This is a genomic window from Streptomyces sp. SID3343 (genome assembly GCF_009865215.1).
In the GTDB taxonomy this organism is placed as follows: Bacteria; Actinomycetota; Actinomycetes; order Streptomycetales; family Streptomycetaceae; genus Embleya.
Genome location: NZ_WWJX01000341.1, coordinates 1 through 21,814 on the forward strand (window position 1 = coordinate 1; position 21,814 = coordinate 21,814).

23 protein-coding genes are annotated in these 21,814 nt (G+C 70.6%); 11 read left to right on the top strand and 12 right to left on the bottom strand.

Annotated features, from left to right (window positions below):
* Positions 1–303: 303 nt before the first annotated feature.
* Positions 304–2,280 (bottom strand): phospholipase C, phosphocholine-specific, encoded by a 1,977-nt coding sequence (locus tag GT354_RS11610; protein ID WP_161356209.1) that lies wholly within the window; start codon positions 2,278–2,280, stop codon positions 304–306.
* Positions 2,281–2,642: 362 nt separating this feature from the next.
* Between GT354_RS11610 and GT354_RS11615 the strand changes: the two genes are divergently transcribed.
* The 7 genes from GT354_RS11615 (at position 2,643) to GT354_RS11645 (ending at position 7,528) form a co-directional block, all read left to right on the top strand.
* A complete protein-coding gene (locus tag GT354_RS11615; RefSeq protein WP_161356210.1) occupies positions 2,643–2,885 on the top strand; it encodes a hypothetical protein in 243 nt (80 codons plus the stop codon).
* Positions 2,857–3,378, top strand: coding sequence for a DUF6879 family protein (locus GT354_RS11620; RefSeq protein WP_161356211.1), 522 nt, complete (start codon positions 2,857–2,859; stop codon positions 3,376–3,378). The genes GT354_RS11615 and GT354_RS11620 overlap by 29 nt, the downstream gene beginning before the upstream one ends.
* Positions 3,379–3,394: 16 nt before the next feature.
* Complete coding sequence (locus GT354_RS11625; RefSeq protein WP_161356212.1) at positions 3,395–4,246, top strand: helix-turn-helix transcriptional regulator; 852 nt, start codon at positions 3,395–3,397, stop codon at positions 4,244–4,246.
* 415 nt (positions 4,247–4,661) lie between these two features.
* A complete protein-coding gene (locus tag GT354_RS11630) occupies positions 4,662–4,910 on the top strand; it encodes a hypothetical protein (protein WP_161356213.1) in 249 nt (82 codons plus the stop codon).
* Between the two features lie 444 nt (positions 4,911–5,354).
* Positions 5,355–5,873, top strand: a complete 519-nt coding sequence (locus tag GT354_RS11635; protein WP_161356214.1) for a MarR family transcriptional regulator — start codon at positions 5,355–5,357, stop codon at positions 5,871–5,873.
* A 220-nt stretch (positions 5,874–6,093) separates the two neighbouring features.
* Complete coding sequence (locus GT354_RS11640) at positions 6,094–6,549, top strand: hypothetical protein (protein ID WP_346011984.1); 456 nt, start codon at positions 6,094–6,096, stop codon at positions 6,547–6,549.
* Positions 6,550–6,673: 124 nt separating this feature from the next.
* On the top strand, positions 6,674–7,528 hold the full coding sequence (locus tag GT354_RS11645; protein ID WP_346011985.1) for an NmrA family NAD(P)-binding protein: 855 nt from the start codon (positions 6,674–6,676) through the stop codon (positions 7,526–7,528).
* 126 nt (positions 7,529–7,654) lie between these two features.
* Here the strand turns inward: GT354_RS11645 and GT354_RS11650 are convergent, their stop codons facing one another.
* The 7 genes from GT354_RS11650 to GT354_RS56465 all read right to left on the bottom strand — a co-directional run bounded on the left by GT354_RS11650 (position 7,655) and on the right by GT354_RS56465 (position 13,890).
* Positions 7,655–8,743, bottom strand: a complete 1,089-nt coding sequence (locus GT354_RS11650; RefSeq protein WP_161356217.1) for an LLM class flavin-dependent oxidoreductase — start codon at positions 8,741–8,743, stop codon at positions 7,655–7,657.
* Positions 8,740–9,651: an ABC transporter substrate-binding protein gene (locus GT354_RS11655; protein WP_161356218.1), complete on the bottom strand. Its 912-nt coding sequence runs from the start codon at positions 9,649–9,651 to the stop codon at positions 8,740–8,742. Before GT354_RS11655 ends, GT354_RS11650 begins: the two co-directional genes overlap by 4 nt.
* A complete protein-coding gene (locus GT354_RS11660) occupies positions 9,652–10,389 on the bottom strand; it encodes an ABC transporter ATP-binding protein (protein WP_161356219.1) in 738 nt (245 codons plus the stop codon).
* Complete coding sequence (locus GT354_RS11665) at positions 10,386–11,252, bottom strand: ABC transporter permease (protein ID WP_161356220.1); 867 nt, start codon at positions 11,250–11,252, stop codon at positions 10,386–10,388. The genes GT354_RS11660 and GT354_RS11665 overlap by 4 nt, the downstream gene beginning before the upstream one ends.
* On the bottom strand, positions 11,249–12,307 hold the full coding sequence (locus GT354_RS11670; RefSeq protein ID WP_161356221.1) for an ABC transporter substrate-binding protein: 1,059 nt from the start codon (positions 12,305–12,307) through the stop codon (positions 11,249–11,251). Before GT354_RS11670 ends, GT354_RS11665 begins: the two co-directional genes overlap by 4 nt.
* On the bottom strand, positions 12,300–13,376 hold the full coding sequence (locus GT354_RS11675; RefSeq protein WP_161356222.1) for an ABC transporter substrate-binding protein: 1,077 nt from the start codon (positions 13,374–13,376) through the stop codon (positions 12,300–12,302). The genes GT354_RS11670 and GT354_RS11675 overlap by 8 nt, the downstream gene beginning before the upstream one ends.
* A gap of 406 nt (positions 13,377–13,782) precedes the next feature.
* The gene (locus GT354_RS56465) at positions 13,783–13,890 is read right to left on the bottom strand and encodes a putative leader peptide (RefSeq protein WP_346011986.1); all 108 of its coding nucleotides are present in this window, start codon (positions 13,888–13,890) and stop codon (positions 13,783–13,785) included.
* A gap of 345 nt (positions 13,891–14,235) precedes the next feature.
* Here GT354_RS56465 and GT354_RS11680 point away from each other — a divergent pair, with 345 nt between their 5' ends.
* Positions 14,236–15,036, top strand: a complete 801-nt coding sequence (locus GT354_RS11680; RefSeq protein WP_161356223.1) for an IclR family transcriptional regulator — start codon at positions 14,236–14,238, stop codon at positions 15,034–15,036.
* Positions 15,037–15,061: 25 nt separating this feature from the next.
* Here the strand turns inward: GT354_RS11680 and GT354_RS11685 are convergent, their stop codons facing one another.
* Complete coding sequence (locus tag GT354_RS11685; protein ID WP_161356224.1) at positions 15,062–15,583, bottom strand: hypothetical protein; 522 nt, start codon at positions 15,581–15,583, stop codon at positions 15,062–15,064.
* Between the two features lie 206 nt (positions 15,584–15,789).
* On the opposite strand from GT354_RS11685, the gene GT354_RS11690 reads away from it, so the two are divergent.
* On the top strand, positions 15,790–16,398 hold the full coding sequence (locus GT354_RS11690) for an ABATE domain-containing protein (protein ID WP_161356225.1): 609 nt from the start codon (positions 15,790–15,792) through the stop codon (positions 16,396–16,398).
* A gap of 158 nt (positions 16,399–16,556) precedes the next feature.
* Here GT354_RS11690 and GT354_RS11695 read toward each other — a convergent pair whose 3' ends face one another.
* Positions 16,557–17,123 (bottom strand): hypothetical protein, encoded by a 567-nt coding sequence (locus GT354_RS11695; protein WP_161356226.1) that lies wholly within the window; start codon positions 17,121–17,123, stop codon positions 16,557–16,559.
* 500 nt (positions 17,124–17,623) lie between these two features.
* On the opposite strand from GT354_RS11695, the gene GT354_RS11700 reads away from it, so the two are divergent.
* Positions 17,624–18,466, top strand: coding sequence for a pentapeptide repeat-containing protein (locus GT354_RS11700; RefSeq protein ID WP_237534630.1), 843 nt, complete (start codon positions 17,624–17,626; stop codon positions 18,464–18,466).
* Positions 18,467–18,572: 106 nt separating this feature from the next.
* On the top strand, positions 18,573–19,265 hold the full coding sequence (locus tag GT354_RS11705) for a glycerophosphodiester phosphodiesterase (protein ID WP_161356228.1): 693 nt from the start codon (positions 18,573–18,575) through the stop codon (positions 19,263–19,265).
* A 39-nt stretch (positions 19,266–19,304) separates the two neighbouring features.
* Here GT354_RS11705 and GT354_RS11710 read toward each other — a convergent pair whose 3' ends face one another.
* On the bottom strand, positions 19,305–20,804 hold the full coding sequence (locus tag GT354_RS11710; RefSeq protein ID WP_161356229.1) for an MFS transporter: 1,500 nt from the start codon (positions 20,802–20,804) through the stop codon (positions 19,305–19,307).
* A 20-nt stretch (positions 20,805–20,824) separates the two neighbouring features.
* Complete coding sequence (locus GT354_RS11715; protein WP_161356230.1) at positions 20,825–21,451, bottom strand: TetR/AcrR family transcriptional regulator; 627 nt, start codon at positions 21,449–21,451, stop codon at positions 20,825–20,827.
* Positions 21,452–21,814: the final 363 nt, after the last annotated feature.

Consider the following 21,814-nt stretch of genomic DNA (forward strand, 5'->3'; position numbering starts at 1 on the left):
GTGGCTCGGTGGCTCGGTGGCTCGGTGGCTCGGTGGCCCGGTGGCCCGGTGGCCCGGTGGCCCGGTGGCCCGGTGGCCCGGTGGCCGGGGCCGGGGCCGGGGTCGGGGGCCGGGTGCCGGGTGCCGGGGCCCTGAGATTCCGAGGCTTGGAGGTCTGGAGGCCCGGAGATTCGGAGGCCCGGGGCCTGGGTCCCGGGGGTCTGGGGATTTCGAGGGTTGGAGGTTTGGGGGCCGGAGTGGGGGAGGTCGGTTCGTGTGGTGGTTGCTTGGGTGTGTGAAATTCGCGGGCGGACGGGGGCCTGGTCAGTGGTAGAGGCGGCCGGCGAAGCGGCGGGTGAAGGTGTCGGCCGTGGCGGTGACGGTGATGTCGTAGTGCCCGGTCGATTGGGCGTCGAGGGTCAGGTGGTGGGTGGCGCCGGCGGCTACCGGGGCGGTTCGGTCGGGGCCCGCGCCGGTGACGGTGAACGTGGTCGGGGCGCCGCCGGTGTTGGTGAGGGTGATCCGGAGCCGGCGGTCCGGCAGATCCGTCGCATACGCCTCGGGGTGGGCCTTCGCGGCGTTCGCCCACGTGCGGACGTCGCCCTTGAAGCCGCGCAGGTAGCCGTCGGGGCCGTGTGCGTCGATGTCGTACGGACCCCCGCTGACGCTCTGCGCGCTGAAGAAGTCCTCGACCGCGCCGCCGGCGGGCACGGTGTACCGCCACGCGCCGAACTTGCGGTGGTTGACGGTGTACATGGAGAAGCCCGCGCCCAGGCCGCCGGTGTTCTCGACCTTGATCCAGAACCGGCCCGCGGCGACGTCGGTGCGTGAGGTGGTCGCGAAGCGGTAGTCGATCGGCAGCGCGGGGCGCTCACCGCTCTCCTGTACCGGCTGGTGTTGGACGATCGGCGGGATCAGCGGCGGCAGCTTCCACTTCTGCTTGGCCAACTCGTCGAGCAGGACGCGGGTGTCGGGCAGGGAAGGGAAGGAGACGTCCTTGGTGGTGAAGGCGAAGGCGCTCATCAGATCCCCGCACACGGTGCGTCGCCATGCGGAGATGTTGTCCTCGCGGACGCCGGTCCAGTTCTCCAGGAAGCGCAGTACGGAGGTGTGGTCGAAGACCTCCGAGCAGACCCGTCCGCCTTGGCTCCAGGGGGAGACGACGATCATCGGTACGCGCGGGCCGAGACCGATCGGGGCGCCGCCCACGAACTCGTCGGGGGTACCTTCGGGGGCGGTCGGCGGGACGATGTGGTCGAAGAAGCCGTCGTTCTCGTCGTAGTTGAGCAGCACCACGGTCTTGGCCCAGACCTCGGGGTGCGCGGCGAGGGCGTCCAGAACATAGGAAGCGGTGAAGTGCGCGCCCTTGGCGGGGGCGTAGTCGGGGTGCTCCGATTCCTCGGTGGGCGCCACGATCCAGCTGACCGCGGGCAGCGTACCGGCGGCGACGTCGTCGGCGAACGCCTTGGGGCCGCGCCGGGCCATACCGTTCACGTACAACGGCGAACTCTGTGCCGCGTTACGAAAGTTCACGAACCACGCGAGCGCGTTGTCGTCGTAGTTGTCCTCTTGCTGGTACACGCGCCAGGACACGCCCGCGGCTTCGAGGCGCTCGGGGTACGTCGTCCAGCGAAAGCCCGGCTCGCTGTTGTCGACGACCGGGCCGCCGGCCGCGCCGCGCGGGTCGACGGTGCCGGTCCACAGGTAGAGGCGGTTGGGGTTGGTGGAGGCCATCGCCGACGAAAAGTACTGGTCGCAGACGGTGAAGGAGTCGGCGAGCGCGAACTGGTAGGGGATGTCGCGGCGTTGGTAGTGCCCCATGGTCAGCCACGACTTGGCCGGGACCCAATTGTTGTACTGCCCGTTGGCCCAGGCGCTGTGGCCGCCGCCCCACGAGTGGTCGAGCCCGGGTACCTGTTGCGCGTTGCTGGTCGCGGTGTCCAGGTGCCACGGGAGCAGCGTGGTGCCGCCGTTGGTGCCGAGGAGGCGTTGATGCAGCACGTCGCCGTTGTCGGGGAAGCGCACGAGTGAACGGTCGGCATAGCCGCGCACCCCGCGCAGCGTGCCGAAGTAGTGGTCGAAGGACCGGTTCTCCTGCATGAGGATCACCACGTGCGCGACGTCGTCGAGGGTGCCGGGGGCCCCGGCGGTGGCGGCGACGGCCTGCCGCACGGCGGGGGACAGGGGCGCCCCGGGCGGCGGGGGCGCTGCGCCGGAGCCTTCGGCGCCCGCGACCGTGGCGCCGGACGCGGCGGCTGCGGCGGTCGCGCCGAGGAAGCCGCGACGGGAGATGGGTGACATGGGGGAGTCCTCCGAAAGGGTGAAGAGCGGTCGGACACACGAGGCCGCGCTCATCCTGACGCCCCGTCAGCTGCCGGCGGGAGACCCAGAGGTTAACCAGTGGGTAACTTTTGCGGGGTCGCTTCTTCGGCCCCTTCTGGGGGGCCTCCTTCGGGGGTCGGGATCGGGCGTGGCGCGGCGTGCTTTCGGGTGGGAGGTTCCGAATGCTGACGTGAGGGACGTCGCCAGAGAAACAAGTGATCGAAATATGGGCGGAATTGGTCGACTCGGCTGATTCTGCGTTCTCGCTCTTGACCCTGATCGTTCGCAGGCGCGATGGTCGTAGAAATCGGTAGAACCTCTTCAGGGCATCGGAGGCCACCATGGCGCTAACGTTCATCGCCAAGGACCCGAACACCAACGGCACCCAATGCCCCACGGTGTGGGTGGACCACGACCGACAGGAACTGGTGTTCCAGGGATGGCGGGCCGACGCGAAAATGATCGCAGAGGCGTTGCGCACCGGCTCGATTCCCGACGATGAAGCGGTTGTTCGCCTGCCTCTGCGTATGGCGGCGGCGATCCGAGAGGCTTGCGATGTCGCAGAACGACACGGTGTTCGCTGATCTTCTGGCGCGGACGCGGCACACCGCCGTTCACTTGGAGCTACGCGACTCGTACGGGGTGGATGTCGAGTCCACCGAGTTCGGTTCATGGCGCGCCGGTTGGCGACCCGATCCTGATCCGGCGTCATGGTGGAACGACTTCCATACGACGGTCTGCGACGCGGTGGCCCGCGGAATCGTCTTTCGTCGGGCTCGGATTGTCTCGGTGCCGGTGAGCGACTACATCCGCTACGAGCACGGGTGTACCTATCAAAACCTGCTGGCAGGCGAGGATGTGCGTTGGCTGCCCCGCCGCCAGGCTTCCGATCTGGCGATCCCGGGCAATGACTATTGGCTGTTCGACGACCGCGCAATCATGTGGAACCACTTCACCGGCGATGGTGGCTCCGCCGGGCCGGAAGTGGACGAACGGCCGGACGTGGCGAAGTTCTGTGGGACGGCGTTCGAGGCCGTTTGGGAGCGGGCCACGGCTCACCAGGACTTCCGGATCTGAGCCGCACGTACCATTGATGGCCGACTCCCCGTCCTCCAGTGTCCAGGCCGCCCGCAAGGCCCTGGCCGACCGTCTCCGTGAGGTCCGGCGCGACGCCGGGATCACCGCGAAGGAGATCGCGGGCAGCGCGGGCTGGTACCCCTCCAAGGCATCTCGGCTGGAGAACGCGGTCACGCCGCCGTCGGACGATGACATTCGAGCCTGGTGCCGAGCTTGTCGCGCCGACGATCAGGTGGCGGATCTGATCGCCGCCGCACGGTCTGCCGACAATATGTACGTCGAGTGGCGGCGAGTGCAGCGAACCGGCCTGCGCAGACTGCAAGAGTCGTACGTGCCGCTCTACGAACAGACGAGGGTATTTCGTACGTACTGCGCCAACGTTGTCCCCGGTGTGCTGCAAACACACGCCTACGCCACGGCGTTGATGCGCGCGATCAGCTCGTTTCATCGAATCCCGGACGATGTGACTGCGGCCGTGGACGCGCGGTTGGCACGCTCTGCGCACGTCGTGCGCGAAGGAGATCACCGCTTCGCGCTCCTACTCGAAGAGTCCGTCCTGCTGCATCGCGTCGGTGACGAGGAAACGATGGCGGGTCAACTCGGTTATCTCCTTGCCGCGATGGCGTTCCCGTCCGTTTCCCTGGGGGTCATTCCCTTCTCGGCACCACGGAGCATGTGGATGATCGAGACGTTCACGGTGTATGACGAGGCTTTGGCGGAGGCCGAGTTGCTCACCGGCCGGGTGGCTCTGACGGGCCCGACCGAGGTACGTCAGTACCTGCAAGCCTTCGCGGAATTCGCAAAGTCGGCCGTGTACGGCCGCGAAGCGAGAGCGCTGATCACGGCAGCTGTTGACTCTCTCGGGTGAAGCCCGTGGAACTTCGTGGAACTTGTTGGAGCCTGACGGCGGGCCTTGCCTAGCGTGTGCAACATGGCAACAGCACAAGAGGATTCCATCGAAATCGGACTCTCCCCTGCTGTCGGATCCTTCGTGGTGGACACCGTCAGGAAGCAGCTCGGTGAGATCTTGGCGACCGATGGCGCTGTGGTCCGGATGCGGCCGCCCGCCGGGGGCGTGTGTGGGTGTGCTCGGTTTCGGACTTGAGGCGTGCGGACGATGCGGAGCGGTTGTCTGGCGGGGTGGCGCGGGCGAACGGGGCGAGCCGGCAGCGGATTTGAGGCTCATCGGTCTGCGCGGTCGTGTTCCGGGTGTCCTGGGCGGGATCGGGGCGCGTGGTGGTTCGGGCTCTGTGTCGGGGTGGACGGGACGGGAGAGCGGTCGGATGTACGAGGGCGTGCTTGGCGTGGGGCACTACCTGTCGGGGCTTTGGTGGCGGGATGAGGTCGATGTGGTGTGTGAGGACGGCACGGTCGAGCGGATGGCCGTGCCGTACTGCGTGGTGTTGGGGCACTACCGGACCGGGGACGGGGAGTTGCGGTACCGGGTGCGCACGGCGGCGCGTGGGGAGCCGGTGCGGTTGTTGGACGTGGCGGCGGGTGATGTTCGGAAGCGGCGCTGCCCCGGCGGATAGCGGATAGAGGGGCTGCGGGGCGGGGCGTAGCGGGTGGGGCGGTGGGGATGCGCTTGTCGGCGCGGCACGGCGCGGGGCGGGTTTCGGCTTCGGCCTGTGGTGGCGGGGTTCGATGCGACGGGTGGGGCCGGTTGTGGTGGGTCGAGGGCGACGTGGTGTTGTCGGCTGCCGGCCCTGGTCGCTCGGTCGGGCGGCTCGTTCCGTCCGAGATCGTCGCCGCTCGGCCCGGGGCGTGCAGCAGGGGACATCCTTTGGCCCCTTCGGGGGAGGCGCGATGGCCACGACGAAGGACTTTCGTTGTCGACCGGCGGTCTCGGCCGATGCGTCGATGCGACCCGGCAAGTGTTGGGCTCACTGCCCAGCTTCCCGGGTTTGCCTGCTCCGGGGCCGGCGGCAGTGCTTCGTCGGGTTGACCGGCATTTAGTTAGCTGCCATATTAGTTGTATGGGAACGGGCGAGGCGGATCACGACACACCCACGCTGGATCAGGCTCGGCGGCAGTTGGCGCACTACGGGCTCGGGGCCGACCCGCAGGCGGTGTTGGTTGCGGTGCGGCTGATCTCGGCGGGGGCACGGCTCGGTCGGGCGACCGAGGTGCACTTTGCCAGGTATGGGCTGTCGACCGGTCGATACCGGCTGCTCGCGGATCTGGAGGACCACGACGGGGAGAAGTCCCCTTCGCGTCTCGCGGCCGACCTCGGCGTCTCGCGGGCCACGGTTACCGGTCTGGTGGACGGGTTGGAGCGGGAGGGGCTGGTCGCTCGGCGTCCGTCGGCGGAGGACGGGCGGGGTGCGGTGGTGGTGCTGACCGCTCGTGGCGCGCAGCGGTTGCGGGACATGGCGCCCGAGCACTTCGCTCGGCTGGAGGAGATGGTGGGCGAGCTCACCGTCGACGAGCGGGCGGTGTTCCTGGATCTGCTTTCCCGCGTCGTCCGGGGTGTCGGTGCCCTGACCGCGGAGTAGTTCGACCGGTCGCCGATCTTCTTGTTCGGTCAAAGCGCGACGATCTGCTCGGTCGTAACGCGTCGATCCGCTTCGTGCTGTCGGCTGTCCGTTGGTGTGGATGACCGGGTTTTTTTTATACCCCTGTAGTTAGCTGGCTAATCAGATCGGGAAGTTGGTCTTTCACATGTCAGGACTCACCCCGTCGATCCCGCGCGAAAACGGAACAGCGGAGGTCACCGTGTCCCGAGGAAACGACGCTGCCGGTGGTCGGCCGTTCACCCTGTGGCGTGAGGTGTCGGTCGCCTACCTCGCCCCCGCCCTGATGGCCGGCGCCGGCGGAGTCGCCGGTGGGCAGGCCGAGTTGGCTGTGGCGGCCTGTACCTCCATCGCCGGTACGTCGGCCGTGGTGGCGCTGCTGATCGGCACCTGGCTTCAGCGCCGCAGGGGACCGCGCCCGTGGACCACAACCCTGCCGCGGGTGGTCCTCGCCGCGCTGCTCGCCGTCTGCGCGGCCGCGGTCGCCGGCCTCGTCGGGTGGTTCGCCTCCCGTTGGCTGCCGGCGCACACCGGGGTGCCGGATGCGCCGTGGCTCACCCGCCTGCGGATGGATCTGCCGATATCGGCGGCGCTCGCCGCGGGCATCGTGACGTGGCGCTGGCGCGGAGCGCAACGCGCACTTCGGCCGCGGCGGTAGGAGTCGGCCGCGCCCGCCCCGCCATTCGTGCCGGGCGTCGGGCGCCGATCCCGCGCCCGACGCACACATCGACCACCCGCCCCGCTCGTCCGGGGAGACCGAAAGGCACACGATGATCGCCATCATGGGAGCGTCCGGAACCACCGGCGGCGCCCTGCTGCACAGCCTCACCGCGCTCGGGGTGCCGAGTCGGGCGCTGACCCGCGATCCCGACCGACTGCGGACCCACCTCGGCGACGCGGCCCGCCCCCTCGTCGACGTGTTGCCCGCCGACGCCGCCGACACCGACTCGCTGCGCGCCGCGTTCAAGGGGGCGCGGCAACTCTTCCTCGCCATGGCCAACGGCCCGGCGCAGGTCGAGTTCGAAACGCGGGCCATCGACGCGGCCGCCGACGCCGGTGTGGAGCACATCGTCAAGATCTCCGCGCCGGCCGCCGAACCGAATTCCCCCGTCGCCGTCTCGCGCGGCCACCACGCCGTAGAGGAACACCTGCGTGCGTCCGGCCTGGCCCACACCGTGCTCCGGCCGTACGCGTTCATGCAGAACCTGCTGCTCCTGGGCCCGGCGGTGGCCGCGCAGGGGGTCGTCCTGGGCGCGATGCGGGACGCCCCCTGCAACTGGGTCGACTGCCGCGACATCGGCGACGTCGCCGCCGCGGTGTTGACCCGGCCCGAACTGGTCGGCGGTACCTACGCCCTCACCGGGAGTGAGGCCGTCGGCTACGGCGACCTCGCCGAAACCCTCACCCACCTCCTCGGCCGCCGGGTGCGCTACGTGGACCTGGCCCCGCACGAGCTGCGGGATAGCCTGATCCAGCGCGCACAACTGCCTTCGTGGCTTGCCGAGCACGTGGTGGAAATCCAGCAACTGGCCGTGTCCCGAACGGAATCCCCCACCGAGACGGTCGCCCGCGTGCTGGGCCGCGCCCCCCGCACCTTGGATGCCTTCCTGCGCGAACACCTGGCCCGCTTCCGCTGATACCTCGTGCCGCGCGCGGCGAACGGTGCGCGCGCGGCGAACCAGGCTTGCGCATGACGAACCGTGCCGTGCATGACGAACCGTGCCGTGCGCGGTGAACCAAGCCGTGCGCGGAGAAGGCGCCGGTCAGTGCCGGCTCGTGCGCGGTCGGACGCCCAGAGCCGGGAGAATGGTTTCGCCGACGCGGTACGCCTCTTCGAGCAAGGGGTTTCCGGAGAGGATGAAGGTGTCGACGCCCATTGCCTCGAATTCGTGCAGGCGATCGACGACCTGGCTCGTGCTGCCCACCACGGCGGTACCGGGGCCCGGGCGGAACAGGCCCATCCCCGGCCACATGTTGGGGTGGGCCTCCAACTCCCGGGCCCTGGCCGGGACACGGCCGCCGTGTTGGCGGTACTGGCGCTGCCAACCGACACCGTCCGCGTCCTCGACCCGGCCGAGTTGTCGGGCGTAGGTCTCCCGGCTGGTGACCTCCAGGAGGCGGTCGGCGGCGGCCCACGCCTCGTCCTCGGTGTCGCGGACGATCAGGTGCAGGCGCAGACCGATACGCAGCGAGCGGCCGTGGGCGGCGGCGCGTTCGCGGACGCGGTCGAGCTTTTCCTTGAGCAGGTGCGGGGGTTCGCCCCAGGTCAGATACACGTCGACGTTCTCCGCGGCCATCTCGATGCCCGCCGGGGACGAGCCACCGAACCACATGGGGACGTGCGGGCGTGGTCCGTCGTGAAGTTCGCGCAGGCTGTTGCCCGCGCCCTTGAGATCGTAGAACCGGCCCTTGTGGTCGAAGGTTTCACCGGCGGTCAGACGGCGAACGATCTGCCAGTATTCGGCGCTGAGTTCGTAGCGTTCGTCGTGCTCCAGGTGCAGCCCGTACTCGCGCAGACTCTCGGTGGATCCGTTGACGACGTTGAAGCGCAGGCGGCCCGCACCGAACAGCGCCTCGAAACTGAGCGCCATCTTGGCCAGCAGCGTCGGCGAGATCAGCCCGGGGTGGATCGCGAGCAGCGGGCGAAACGTGGGCGCGGCGGCGGCCACGACGCTGCCGAGCGACCACACGTCGTACAGATCGGTGGCCAAGAGGGCGCCACTGAAGCCCAACCGGTCGACCGCGCCGCCCAGTTGCTGGAGGTAGGCCAGGTCGACCGGGCGGCGTCCGGCCGGCTCCCACGGATAGGGGCCCTCGCGCGGGATGACGTACCACAGGACTTCGGGGCTCATGCGCGGGCGCCGCCGTTCGCGAGGGCGGCCGCGACGACCGGGGTCAACGCCGGCACGTGGGCGTCGGCGACCGTGACGGCGCGGTCGATGAAGCCGTTGGCGGCCAGGATGTCGGCGGCCTCCTGCTGCTCCGCGACGAACGACTCGGGAACGGCCTCCAGGCGCCACGGCAGCCCCACGAGTGCCTGCTCCCAGTCGTCCTGGCTGCCCGGCAGTTCGGCCGCGTGCAGTTCGGCGGCCTCACGGATGTGGGCCGCGGCCCAGTCGTCGGCCTCCTGGAGGGCGGCGACCACGATCGCGACGATCTCCGGGCGCTGCTCCGCGAGTTCGCGGCGGGCGAAGAACACCGACCGGTCGGTGATCACGTCGCCGACGCGGTGGAGCACGCGCAGTCCGGGCTCCCGCCGGGCGGCGACGAGTTCGGGGCCCTGTGCGACCCAGGCCGCGATCTCGCCGGCGCGCAGTCGAGCGGCCTGGTCCCGACCGGCCTGCGGGCGTATCGGGGTGATGTCGTCGCGGTAGGTGAGGCCCACCCGGTGCAGGGCCTTGGCCACGAAGTGGGTCTGCCACGAGCCGATGGCCAGGACGACCGTGCCGCCCTTGAGGTCGACCGGTTCACGGACCGGACCCTCGTCGGCGACGTACAGCGCGCCGTGTTCGGGGCGCGGCGCGGACACCGCGACGTAGACGATGTCGTGGCCCTGCGCCTGCCCGACGATCGGGGGCGTGGAGCCGGTCCCGCCGAAGTCGATGGCGCCCTCGCCCAGCAGCGCGCCCACCCGGGTGCCCTCGACGGGGACCCAGGCGACCGTTTCGCCCAGCGGCGCCAGCGCGCGTTCCAGGATGCCCAGGCGGGCCAGCAGGTAGAGCGAAGGATTGCTTCCGTGGACACCGATGGTGACGGTCATTCAGCTCACTCCGGAGGTGGTGGCGGGGATGGTCTCGGGGGTGTGCACGCCCAGATCGGCGAGCAGCCGGCGGCGCAGTGCGGCGAACGCGGGGTCGGTGGGGTCGCGGGGGCGGTCCACGGCGACCCGTTCGTCGGTGACGAGATTGCCGTCGCGCAGGACGGCGACCCGGTCGGCGAGGCGGATGGCCTCCTCGACGTCGTGCGTCACCAGCAGCACGGCGGGTCGGTGGATGCGGCACAACTCGCCGACGAGGTCCTGCATGCGCATCCGGGTGAGCGCGTCCAGGGCCGCGAACGGCTCGTCGAGCAGCAGGAGTTCGGGCTCGCGGACCAGGGCGCGGGCGAGCGCGACGCGCTGCGCCTCGCCGCCCGAGAGGGTCGCCGGCCACGCTTCGGCGTGCCTGTCGAGGCCGACCTCGGTGAGCGCGCGCAGGCCGGTGGCGCGGGTGTCCTTGCCACGTGGCAGGCCCACGATCACGTTGCCCAGGACGCGCTTGGAGGGGACCAGGCGTGGCTCCTGGAAGACGATCGTGCGGGCGGCGGGGACCAGGACGGTGCCTCCGTCCGAGCGATCCAGCGCGCCGAGGATGCGCAGCAGGGTGGTCTTGCCGGTGCCGCTGGCGCCGAGCAGGGCGACGAACTCGCCGCGGGCGATGTCCAGATCGACGCCGTCCAGGACGGCGCGCGGGCCGAAGACGCGGCGCAGGCCGCGGATGTGTACGGCGGTGTCGGTCATCGGCCCGCTCCGTGACCCTGGGTGCGCCACGGCATCAGCAACCGCTCCAGCACGCGCACCGATACGTCGGCGAGCAGGCCCAGGATCGCGTACACCAGGATGCACACGGTGAGGATGTCGGTGCGCGAGAAGCTCTGGGCCTGGCTCATCAGGTAGCCGATGCCGGCGGTGGAGTTGATCTCCTCGGCCGCGATCAGCGCGATGACGCTCAGTGTCATGGACAGCCGCAGACCCGACAGCAGCGCGGGCAGCGCGCCCGGCAGGACCACCTCGCGCACCAGCGCGATGCGGCCGACACCGAACGTGCGCATGGCCTCGACGAGTTTGCGGTCCACGTTGCGCACACCGCCCGACGCGGAGACGTACATCGGGAACGCGGTGGCCACCGCGATCAGGATCACCCGCGCGGACTCGCCGATCCCGAACCACACCATGAACAACGGGACGAGCGCGAGAAAAGGCACCGTGCGCAACAACTGCACCGAGGAGTCGAGGAGTTCCTCGCCCAAGCGGGAGAACCCGGTGAGTACGCCCAGGACCAGGCCGATCGTGAGCCCGATCAGCAGGCCCAGACCGGCGCGACCCAGCGAGACCCGCAGCGCGTCCGGGAGTTGGCCGTTGTCCCACATCTCCTTGGCGGCGTGCCCGACGTCGGCCGGTGAGCCGAGCAGGTCGGGGCTGAGCGCCCCGGTGTGCGAGGCCCACGCCCAGCCGCCGAGCAGGGCGAGCGGGCCGATGGCGCGCAGTGCGGGGCCGAGGAAGCGCGGGCGCGGTCGGGGCAGGCGCGGGCGAGGGGGCACCAGCCCGGGGAACTCGGCGGTCTCGGTGGGGGTTCGGGTCTTGGTCAGCGTCGGCGCGGTCATCCGCCGGCTCCCGGAAGGGTGGTCACGTCGAGCAGGTGCGGCTTGACGTCGACCAGGCTCGGGGTGACCTTCTGGTCGAGGAAGAACTGCGCGACCTTGCCGAAGCGCTCCACGTCGGAGGGTTGGATCGGCTGTACGGTCGCGCCCTGCCTGGTGAAGTCGACCTGGACCTTCTTGGGCTCGGCGCCGTACGCGGTGGGGCCCGAGTCGGTGAACACGTTGATGTAGGCGGCTGGGTCGGCGATTTCCTTGGTACCGGCCTCGTGCAGGTAGGCGTAGAACGCCTTGACGATCTCGGGGTGCTTGTCGGCGAACGCGTTTCGTACCGCCCACACCGAGTAGTTGTCCGAGCCGAGCGCGCGCCCGTCGGCCAGCCAGTGTGCGTTGGACGCCGCGATGGCCGGCACCGAGTAGGTGGCCCACGTCGCCCATGCGTCGACCTGGCCGGCGTTGAACACGGGCGCGGTCTGGTCCGCGCGCAGATACACCCGCTCGACCTTGTCCGCCGGGATGTTCGCCTGTTCCAGGGCCTTGAGCAGCAAATACTCGCTGGAACCCCCTTGCGAGCAGGCCACCTTCCTGCCGACCAGGTCCTGGATCGAGTGGATCTTCGAGTCGTTCTTGACCAGGATCCCTTCGCCCGCGAGGTCGGGCGCGGTGGCGGCGAACAGCTTGAAGCTCGGCTTTTGCCCCAGCGCCGCGACGCCGGAGGTGATCGAGCCGAGCGCGACGTCGAGTTGGCCGGCGTTGATGGCCTGCGCGGCCGGGGCGAACGGGCCCGTGCTGCCGGTCCAGGCGACCTTCGCGCCGACCTTGGCCAGCGCCGCGTCCAGTGAGCCGTCCTTCTTGCCGAGCGCGAGCACGCCGTTGTTGCCGGGATCGGGGATGCGCAGGGACACCGTGGCGTTGCCGCCGGGCGCGTTCTTGTCACCGGCGGCCGAGGAGGACTTGGCATCGGACGAGCCGCAGCCGGTGAGCGCGATCACGGTCGCGGCGGCGAGCGCGACGGCGGACGCCAGGTGTCGGCGGGTGCGTCGAGGTGCGCGGCTAGTCATGGGAAGCCTCCAGCGTTGCTGTGGAAGGGAGTTCGAGGTCGCGCGGGTGCGGCGCGCGACTGGTCGGGGGGCGCCGCGCGGCGAGCGCGCGGGCGTCGTCCAGCGGTTCGCGCGCGGCCCACGCGCGCACGTCGACGGGGGCGGCGAGGAAGCCTTGACCGCGCAGGAAGCGTTCCTGGCGGGCTAGCAGGTCCAAGCGCTCGTCGGACAGGTCGATGCGCAGTGTGCTCGGGCCGAACTCGCGGTACGCGCCGGCCACCCCCACCGCGCCCGCACCCGTCTCGGCGCCCAGGATGCGGGCGACGTCGGCGGGGTGGCCCGCCGCCCACTCGGCGGCCCCGACCAGCACCGCGAGGAAGCGGGTGACCAGGTCGGGGTGGTGGTCCAACAGGTCCTGGTGGACGGTGATCGGGCGCGGGGTGCCGTTGTTGACGCGGACCCGCGCATCGGCGACCGCGTCGAGGTCGACGCCGACCACCGCGCCGTGTCGGGCGGCGGTTTCGACGGCGAGCGCACCCTTGACATAGACGGCGTCCACGTCGCCGCGTCCGAGCGCGGCAAGTTCGGCCTCCCACTGGCCGCTTTCGCGCGTTGCCGGCACGTCGACCAGGCGCGCGTCGGACAGTTCGGCGCCGGCCAGGGACAACGCGCCGGCGAATCCGTGCAGGGCCATCGCCCGCCAGAAGTCGATCGCGATGTCGTGGCGCGGGACCGCCAGGCGCAGGCCACGCAGTCGTTCGGGTGTATCAACGCCGCTGTCGGCGCGAACCAGGATCGCCTGGCTCTCCTCGATCCAGGTCAGCCCGACGAGCCGGGTGGCCTCTCCACGCGCCCGCGCCCACAGTGCGGGGACGTTGCCGCCCTCGCGGAACAGGCCCGGCAGCGCGTGGGTGTAGTGGTGGTCGCCGGCGACGTCGGCCGGCACGTCCTGCAACGAGCGCACGGTGATGCCCTCGTCCGCGAACTCGGCGGCGAGCAGGCCCAGATCGGCCGCGATACCGGTCGCGGTGGGCACGGGACAACGGGTGAACCACAGTTCGTCGGGGCGGGCACCGGTCACGGTGGTCATGGAGACTTCCTGTTCGCGTTCGGAGCCGAAGAGGTCGGCTGGGAATGGCGCCGGAGAACGAGGCCCGGAGCCGGCCGGCCCGGGACCCGGCATCGGTCGTCGCTCGGGGCCCCGCATCGGTCGTCGGCTCGGCGTTCGGCATCGGTGGGCCCGCGCCGATGGCTTTCGGCGTGGGGTGGGGGGATGTCGGTTACGGGTCGACGACGACGGTGGGGCCGCAGGCCGTGCGGGAATCGGCGCGGCGCGGATCGGCCCGGAACCGGGCGGTCCGGGCAGGTGTGGGCCGGGTGCGGCGACCAGGGAGTGCGTGCCGAAGCGGCTGGGGGCGTCGAAGCCAGGGCAGCGCGTGGGTGGTGCGGATCACGTCGCGAACCGCCCGATCAGCCGGGCGGCGGGGCGTGTTCGGTCAGCGACAACCGGCGCTGGAGACGCGGGCGAGGTCGATGTGCCGGCGGCTGGTCAGCAGCGCGCGGGCCGGCGAGAGCGGCGCGGTGTACAACGCGTCTGCGGACACGCGGGCCATCCTCTCGGGTCGTGGTGCGGGCGGATCGTGCTGCGTGGTCGTGACACGTTTCGTCGTGGTGCGTGATCGGAACGCGTGATCGTGATGCGTGACCACGATCGGCGACCGCACGCCGTGAGGCGTGGTGGGTGGAGCTTGGCACGGTTCTCGCCGCTCGATCAAACTTTCCCACGATGTGGGATATCGGCTGCCGGACCGTAGCCGACGGTGGCTCAAAGGCCACACCGAGCTTGCCGTATGGTGAAAACCGCCCGCACAAAGCCGCGTGGGACGCCCGTCGGACGACCCGTGGACGCCGCGTCGGACACCGGGCCGACGCAGAGTTGGGGAGACCGAGTGGACACGGCCGCGCCTCGCGTACCGTCCGGGGCGCAGGCGGTTCGGCGCGCCCTCGGCATACTGCACTGCTTCCGCGACAGTGGCGACGATCTCAGCGCGTCGGACATCGCGAGGCGCCTGGGGTTGTCGGTGTCCACGGCGCACCGCCTGGCCCGCACCCTGGTGGGCGCCGACTTCCTGGAGCAGGACGACCGGACCAGCCGCTACCGACTCGGCCCGGTGGTCGCCGAGTTGGGGCTGCTCGCCTTTCATCGGCGCGGCCTGCACCACGCGGCCCCGGAGCTGGAGCAGTTGTCGCGGCAGACGTCGGCCACGTCCGACCTCGCCATCCGCAGCGGGCGGCACGCGTTGGTCCTGGTGGGGAGTTCGGTACAGCCGGGCACCGGGGTCGGCCTGCGCCGGCCGTTGCATTCGACGGCGCTGGGCAAAGTCCTGCTGGCCTGGGCCGATCCGGCCGACGGTGGTCTGGAGCCGCTGTTGCCACTCGCCCCGCAGACCGCGCGGACCCTCGTGGACCCGGTTGCCCTCCAGGCCCAACTGGACGCGGCGAGGGCGATCGGTTACGCGCTCAACGACGGCGAATCGGTGCTCGGGGTAAGGACGTTGGCGGTGCCGATCCTGAACCGGGCCGGCCACGCGCACGCGGCACTCGCGGTGCGCTCGACGCCGGCGGTGATGACCGACGCCCGCATCCCGTGGTTCCGGGCGCGGGCGAGGGCGTGTGCCGATGCGTTGGAGGTGCTGTTGCTGCCGCCGCACCGACGGCGGTTGCGCGACTCGGGACTGCCGGCGGAGTAGGGCGGGCCAAGGCGGATCCGCCCGTCTACGCCGCGACGACCAGCTCGTCCCGGCCGATGACGCGCAACTTGCCGACCAGGACCGTGGTCTTGTCCTCGGGGGCCTTGCCCTTGGGGCCGGCGAAGACCGCGAGGCGCAGGAAGACGAAGCGGGCGAGCCCGGCGACACCCGAGGCGGCCAGGTAGGTGCCCTGCTCGACCAGAACGCTCGGCGCGGCCTGGAGAGCGTGCAGGCCGAGCATCGCCGCCGTGGTGAACAGGTAGGCCACCAGGGCGGATCCGCCCGCTTGGGCGTGCGCCTTGAGACCCGCGCGGCCGGCCCGGAAGGCGAATCGGCTGTGCAGCTCGGTGGCCAGGACGGTACCGGCGACGGTGACGATCGCGTTCGCGGCGGCGATGGCCATGTGCCCGGAGAGCGCCACGAGCGCGCCGCTGGAGGCAAGACCCGTACTGCCGCCGAAGACGACGAAGCGGGCGAAGGAGGCGACCGTGCCGGGCTTCGACGACTTCGAAGTGTGCTGCTCGACTGCCCGGCTGCGGTTGTTCACGTGACTCTCCTTGACCCCCGACGGACCCTGTCGGTCCGACTGGTTCAAACCTAGAGATCGCGCAACGCATTCCCCATGGTGCCCACTTCCCTATCGGGGTGGGGCTGCCCCCACCCTTGCGGAGGTGACGCAACGTCAGGAGGAGGTCACCGGACGAATATCCATCTCATGTCCACATGGATGGACTGCCTGGTTAGCATTAGATCGTGCGGACAAGAAGCGCGGACATCGACGACGGCGGCGCTCCGATTCTGGGCGAACCCGCACCAATCGAACTTCTCAACACCCGCTACGCGGTGCGCGGCGTCCGGTACGAGGGCCTGCGTGATCCCGCTCACTTCGCCACTTGGCTGGGCGAAATCGGGAACCGATTCGCGGTCGAGCCGACCGCCGCCGCCCTGCGCGCGGTGGGCGAGGCCGAACTCGCGGCCGCCCTGGACCTGCGCGAGTGCGTCGCTGCCGTGGTGTCCGCCGCGATGGCGGAGACCGTCCCGGCCCAGGCCGCGACCGAGGGCCTCAACGGATACATACGCGCCGCCCCGCAGTGGCGCGAACTGCGTTGGGCGCCGGCGCCGAGCGTGGTCGCGTACACCGCGGCCGAGCCGGTCGCGGCCGCGCTCGCGGAGATCGCGTCGGCGGCGGTCGAACTGGTCACCGGCACGCGACGAGCGGACCTGAGGCCCTGTCAGGGCCCCGGCTGCATCCTGCATTTCGTCCGGGACAACCCCCGGCGGGAATGGTGCTCGGCGGCGTGCGGCAACCGCGCGCGGGTGGCCCGGCACTATCGGCGGACCAAGAACGTCGCGGGGAAGTAGGACGGAGCGGAGGCCGTGGGGCTGCGGGTCGGCGCGGATGGACACGGCCATGGCCGAGTCGGAGCAGCGCCGCGCGGCGCTGTCGGTCTACCGCGAGGCCACGCAGGCGCTCGAACCCGTCGAAGTCTGAGGATCGACGCGCTGCCGAGTCGAAGTCCCTACGTGGGCGGCCGGTTGGGGCCGGTGATCCGCTCGTGGCCGAGTTCGCAGATGAAGTCGAGCGGTGACGGCAGCGCCCGCATGGCCAGGGCGAGCAGTGCGGCCGGGGGCGCGGTGTCGGCCACCAGCGCGTCCAGGTAGGTGCGGGCACCGGCGATGTCGAGCGTCGGCACGCGTCGGCGCAGCTTCCGCAGCGCGGGCAGCCTGCCGTGCTCGGCGGCCACCGCCCGGATGTCGGCGGCGAGTTCGTCCAAGGGCTTGGGGTCGCGCTCGCCCCTGACCACGGCCCGGTAGTCGGCCTCCCAGTGCCCCGGGGCGGCGATGACCCGGTGCAGGCTGCCATCGAGATCGTCCACGAGGTAGGGGCAGGTCGTGATGAAGGACGGTCGTGGGCCCGGGTGGGGGACGCCGTCCTCGGACGCCACGGCGACGAGCCACCCCAGCTCGTGGCGCCGCACGTCGAGCACCCACCGGGGGCCGGCGCCGTCGCCCGATGTCGGGTCCGCGGCGTACTCCCGCGCCAACTCGGCCTCGACGATCCCGACGGCGAACGCACGCTCGATCATGCGCTGAGCATGCCGCCTCCGAGGCGCCGCGCACCACGTGATTTCGGCGGCGCAAGCGACGGGGAGGGACCAGCGGGCGGGGCGCCGACGACCGGCTACCGCGATGTTCGAGCCGGGGCGCGGAGCGTTGGTCAGGACTGAGCCGGGGAGACCCGGTCGGCGAGAGGTACGCTTTCCGACGGTCTCGGCGGGTTCCGACCTGCGGACCGGCGGAGCCGAACCGGCGCGGCCGAGCTGCGGTGACCCGGGTGTCGCGCCCGGTCGCCATGGCCGGCCGACCGACCGCCGCGGAGTCCGGGCGCTCGCCCGGCCGGGCTGTCGTACGCGGACCGCCGACACGAGACGCACTCGGAACGCAGTCGGTACGAAAAGCGGTCGCTATGAGACGCGGTCGCCACAAAACGCAGTGGCTACGAAACGCAGTCGCTACAACACAACGCAATGGGAAACGAGTGGGCCACGTCGGTGTGCCGGCTCACCGGAATGGGAGACCACGCACCTTGTCGGACAAGCGCGAAGAGCAGGTGGCCGAGTCGGACCGCGATCGACTGGGTTTGCGGGCCGATTGCGGGAGTTGTTTCGCGCTGTGCTGCGTGGCGCCGGCGTTCGCGGCCTCGTCGGATTTCGCGATCGACAAACCGGCCGGGAAAGCGTGCCCGAATCTGCGGACCGATTTCCGCTGCGGCATTCACACCAGGCTGCGGACGTCCGGATTCTCCGGATGCACTGTCTACGACTGCTTCGGTGCGGGACAAAAGGTCGCCCAGGTCACCTTCGGCGGGCGCGACTGGCGGGGTGAGCCGCGCAGCGCGAAACAGATGTTCGAGGTTTTTCCGGTCATGCGGAACCTGCACGAACTGCTGTGGTACCTGGCCGAGTCGTTGACGTTGCAGGCGGCGAAGTCGGTGCACCGGGACCTGCGGGCCGCCCTCGACGAGACCGAACGCCTGACCGGCCAGAGCCCGCAGACGCTGCTCGAAATCGACGTGGCCGCGCATCGACAGGACGTCAACGCGCTGCTGCTGCGGGTGAGCGAACTGGTACGGGCCGGCGTTCCCGGGCGCAAGAAGAAGGACCACCGCGGGGCCGACCTGATCGGCGCCAAGCTGGGCGGAGCTCACCTGGTCGGGGCCAACCTGCGCGGGGCGTATCTGATCGGGGCCGACCTGCGGGGCGCGGACCTGCGCGGGGCCGACCTGATCGGGGTCGACTTCCGGGACGCGGACCTGCGGGGCGCGGACCTGACCGGGAGCATCTTCCTGATCCAGTCCCAGCTGGACGCGGCCAAGGGTGACAGCACCACCAAGCTGCCCGCGTCGCTCACCCCACCCGCGCACTGGTGACCCGGCGCCGATCCCGATCCCGATCCACCCGCCCACCGGCCCGCGTGGGCCGATCCCGATCGGGGAGGATGTGCTGCGTGCCGGTCTCCCAACGAGAGGTATGTCCGTGACCCTGGCCGTGGCTCACCGAGGAGATCCTCGGCGATTTCGGGAGAACACCCTGCCGTCCATCGCGAGCGCGTTGCGCCAGGGCGCCGATCTCGTCGAAATCGACCTGGAGACGACCCTCGACGGACACCTCGTGCTGCTGCACGACGCGACGCTACGCCGGCTGTGGTGGCACAACGGGCACGTGGGCAACCTGACGCTGGCCCAGGTGCAGGCGATCAGCCGCGGACGCTACCGCGTACCGAGCTTCGACCAGGTGCTGGAGTTGGCCGCGCAGACCCGAGGCCGGCTGATGGTCGACTTCGGCGAGGTGCACATCGCCGGGCCCGCGGTCGACGCGGTGGCGCGGCACGGGGTCAACGATCAGATCTTGTACGTCGGTGGCCCGGCCGCGATGCGCGCGGTACGCGAACGGGCTCCCGAGGCGCACATCGGGCTCAGCGCGGGCTCGGCCAAGGAGATGCCGTCGGCGGACGAGCTGCGGGAGATCGGGCCCGAGTACGTCAACCTGAGGTGGCGCTCGTACGACCGGGCGCTCGTCGAGCGCTGCCATGCCGACGGCTACGGCGTGAGCGCGTGGACGGTGGACTCGCCGCGCGTGATGAACCGGCTCGTGGACATGGGCGTGGACATGATCATCAGCAATCGGATCGCCCGGCTGATCCAGGTGATCGCGGCTCGTCGGGGTTGAGCCGAACGCGCTGCGGACGCAGTCGGGCGGGTGCAACGGTCACAGGTGCACGGCTGGTGCCGCGTCCGGATCGGTCTTCGGTGGGCCCGGGCGAAACATCAGGGCGGTTGCGATCAGGCCGATGCCGAAGAACGCCGCGGACCATCGGTACGCCGTCGCGTAGCTTTCGAGCGCGGCGTGCGCGAGCGCGTCGGGATTCGCCTCGCGGCCCTTCAGGTAGTTCGTGCTCGCGGTTGCCGACAGCGTGCTGAGCAGGGCGATGCCGATCGAACCACCCACCTGCTGCACGGTGTTGACCGCTGCCGACGCGACGCCCGAGTCGTCCTCGCGCACGCCGAGCGTGGCCGCGGCCATACACGGCGCGATGACGAAGCCCGCGCCCGCACCGAACATCAAAAGCGCCGGCATGATCCCGCTCACGAACGAAGTGTCCAGGTCCAGACGGGTCATCAGGAGCAGACCACCCGCGGCGAGGGCCATCCCGGTCGGCACGATCGGCTTGGGCCCGTAGCGCGGGATCAGCAGCGACGACGCGCTCGTCGCGGTGACCATCAGGCCGAACACCATGGGCAGGAAGGCCAGCCCGGTTTCGATCGGCGTGTATTCCAGGGTCTGCTGTAGGTAGAAGGTCAGGAACAGGAAGATTCCGAACATGCCCGCACCGGAGATCAGCATGCCGAGCAGCGCGGCGCCTCGATCGCGGTCGAGCAGTACGCGCGGCGGCAGCAGCGGGTTGGACACGACGGCCTGGAGTCGGCCGAAGACCACAAGCAGCACGGCCCCGGCGATCAGGCAGCCGTACGTCAGCGGGTTGGTCCAACCGTCGCTCTCGGCATGCGAGAAGCCGTACACGAGCGCGAACAGGCCGGCCGAGACGGCGAGCGTGCCGGGCAGGTCGAGCTTGGGCCGCTCGGTCGAACGGCCCTGCTTGCCGAGCAGGAGCAGTCCGCCGAGGATCGCGCCGGCGGCCAGGATCAGGTTGACGTACAGGCACCAACGCCAGTCGAGGTGCTCGGTCAACACGCCGCCGAGCAACAGCCCGACGCCGCCGCCCGCACCCGCGACCGCGCCGAAGACGCCGAACGCCTTGCCCCGTTCGGCCGGATCGGTGAACGTCGTGGTCAGCAGCGACAGCGCGGCCGGCGCGAGGAGCGCGCCGAACACGCCCTGGAGGGCGCGGGCCGCCACCAGCACCTCGAAGTTGGGCGCACCACCACCCATGGCGGAGGCGACCGCGAAGCCGACCAGGCCGACCAGGAAGGAGGTTCGGCGGCCGAACAGGTCCGCGATGCGTCCGCCGAGCAGCAGCAGGCTGCCGAAGGCGAGCGCGTACGCCGTGACCACCCACTGGCGGTTGCCGTTGGAAAAGCCGAGATCCTCTTGGGCGGACGGTAACGCGATGTTGACGATGGTCGCGTCGAGGACGACGGTGACCTGCGCCAGCGCGATCACGGCCAGGATCCACCACCTTCGACGCGTCTCGGGGGAGGGCTGTGGATCGGCCTTCGAGACCGCAGTCTCGGTGGTGGTCCGGGGCATGGTGTCCTGCTCCTGTCGGGTCATGGTCGGCCCAGGGCCGGTAGTACGACGTGGTCGATGTAGCGGGCCAGATAGTCCTCGTCGGCGATGTCGCCTTCGACGAGGGGTCGCGCCGTCACGGCTCCGACCATCAGGTGCGGCAGGAAGGCCGCGGCCGGGCTGTGCGTGGGCAGTTCGCCCCGTGCGACGGCGCGTTCGACGATGACGTCCAACTCGGCCGACTCGGGCACGACGACGGTTTCCCGTAGTGCCAGGCCGAGTTCGGGATCGCCGAGGATCGCGTGCGCGAGCCCCGAGAGCAGTGCGGTTTCCTGTGCCGCACCGTGCGCGACTCGGCGCGCCGTCTCGTGCAGATCTCCGTACAGGGAACCGGTGTTCACCCCGGCCAGGGATACCGGCCTGGTGCGCCGCAGCGCGGTCGCGACCAAGCGGGGCTTGGATTGCCACTGGCGGTACAGGGTCGCCTTGCTGGCCCGCGCGCGGGTGGCGACGGCCTCCATGGTGAGCGCGGCGTAGCCGGTCTCCCGGAGCAGTTCCAGCGTTGCGGCGTACACCTCGGCCTCGCGCTCGGGCGGAAACCGCGAACGCTTGCCGGTCGGTGCCGTCTGCGCGGTCCGGGACGTGGCCCCGGTGGATTCGATGGGCATGCGCACCTCGTATGGGCGAAACGGCCGGCGAGAAACGGTCGGTACGAAACGGCTCGCGAAACGACCGCGAGACGGCTCGCGAAACGGCTCGCGAAACGACTGGGAAGACGTCTGGGAAGACGTTTGGGGAAACGACTGGGGAAACGACTGCGAAACGGAAGCGTTTCGATAAGGCTAGAAGCCCATGAAGCGAAACGCAAGCGTTTCGATGGGTCGGAGCGTGGCGACGGTTCAACGCCGGGCATGCGAGCGCCCCCGGGCCCGGGTGGGCGTTCGGGGGCGGGCGAGAGGTGTTCGGGGTCTACGCGTCGGCGCGGCCTCCGTCGGGTGCCGGGCCGGCGGTCTGTGGACCGGTGGGGTGCG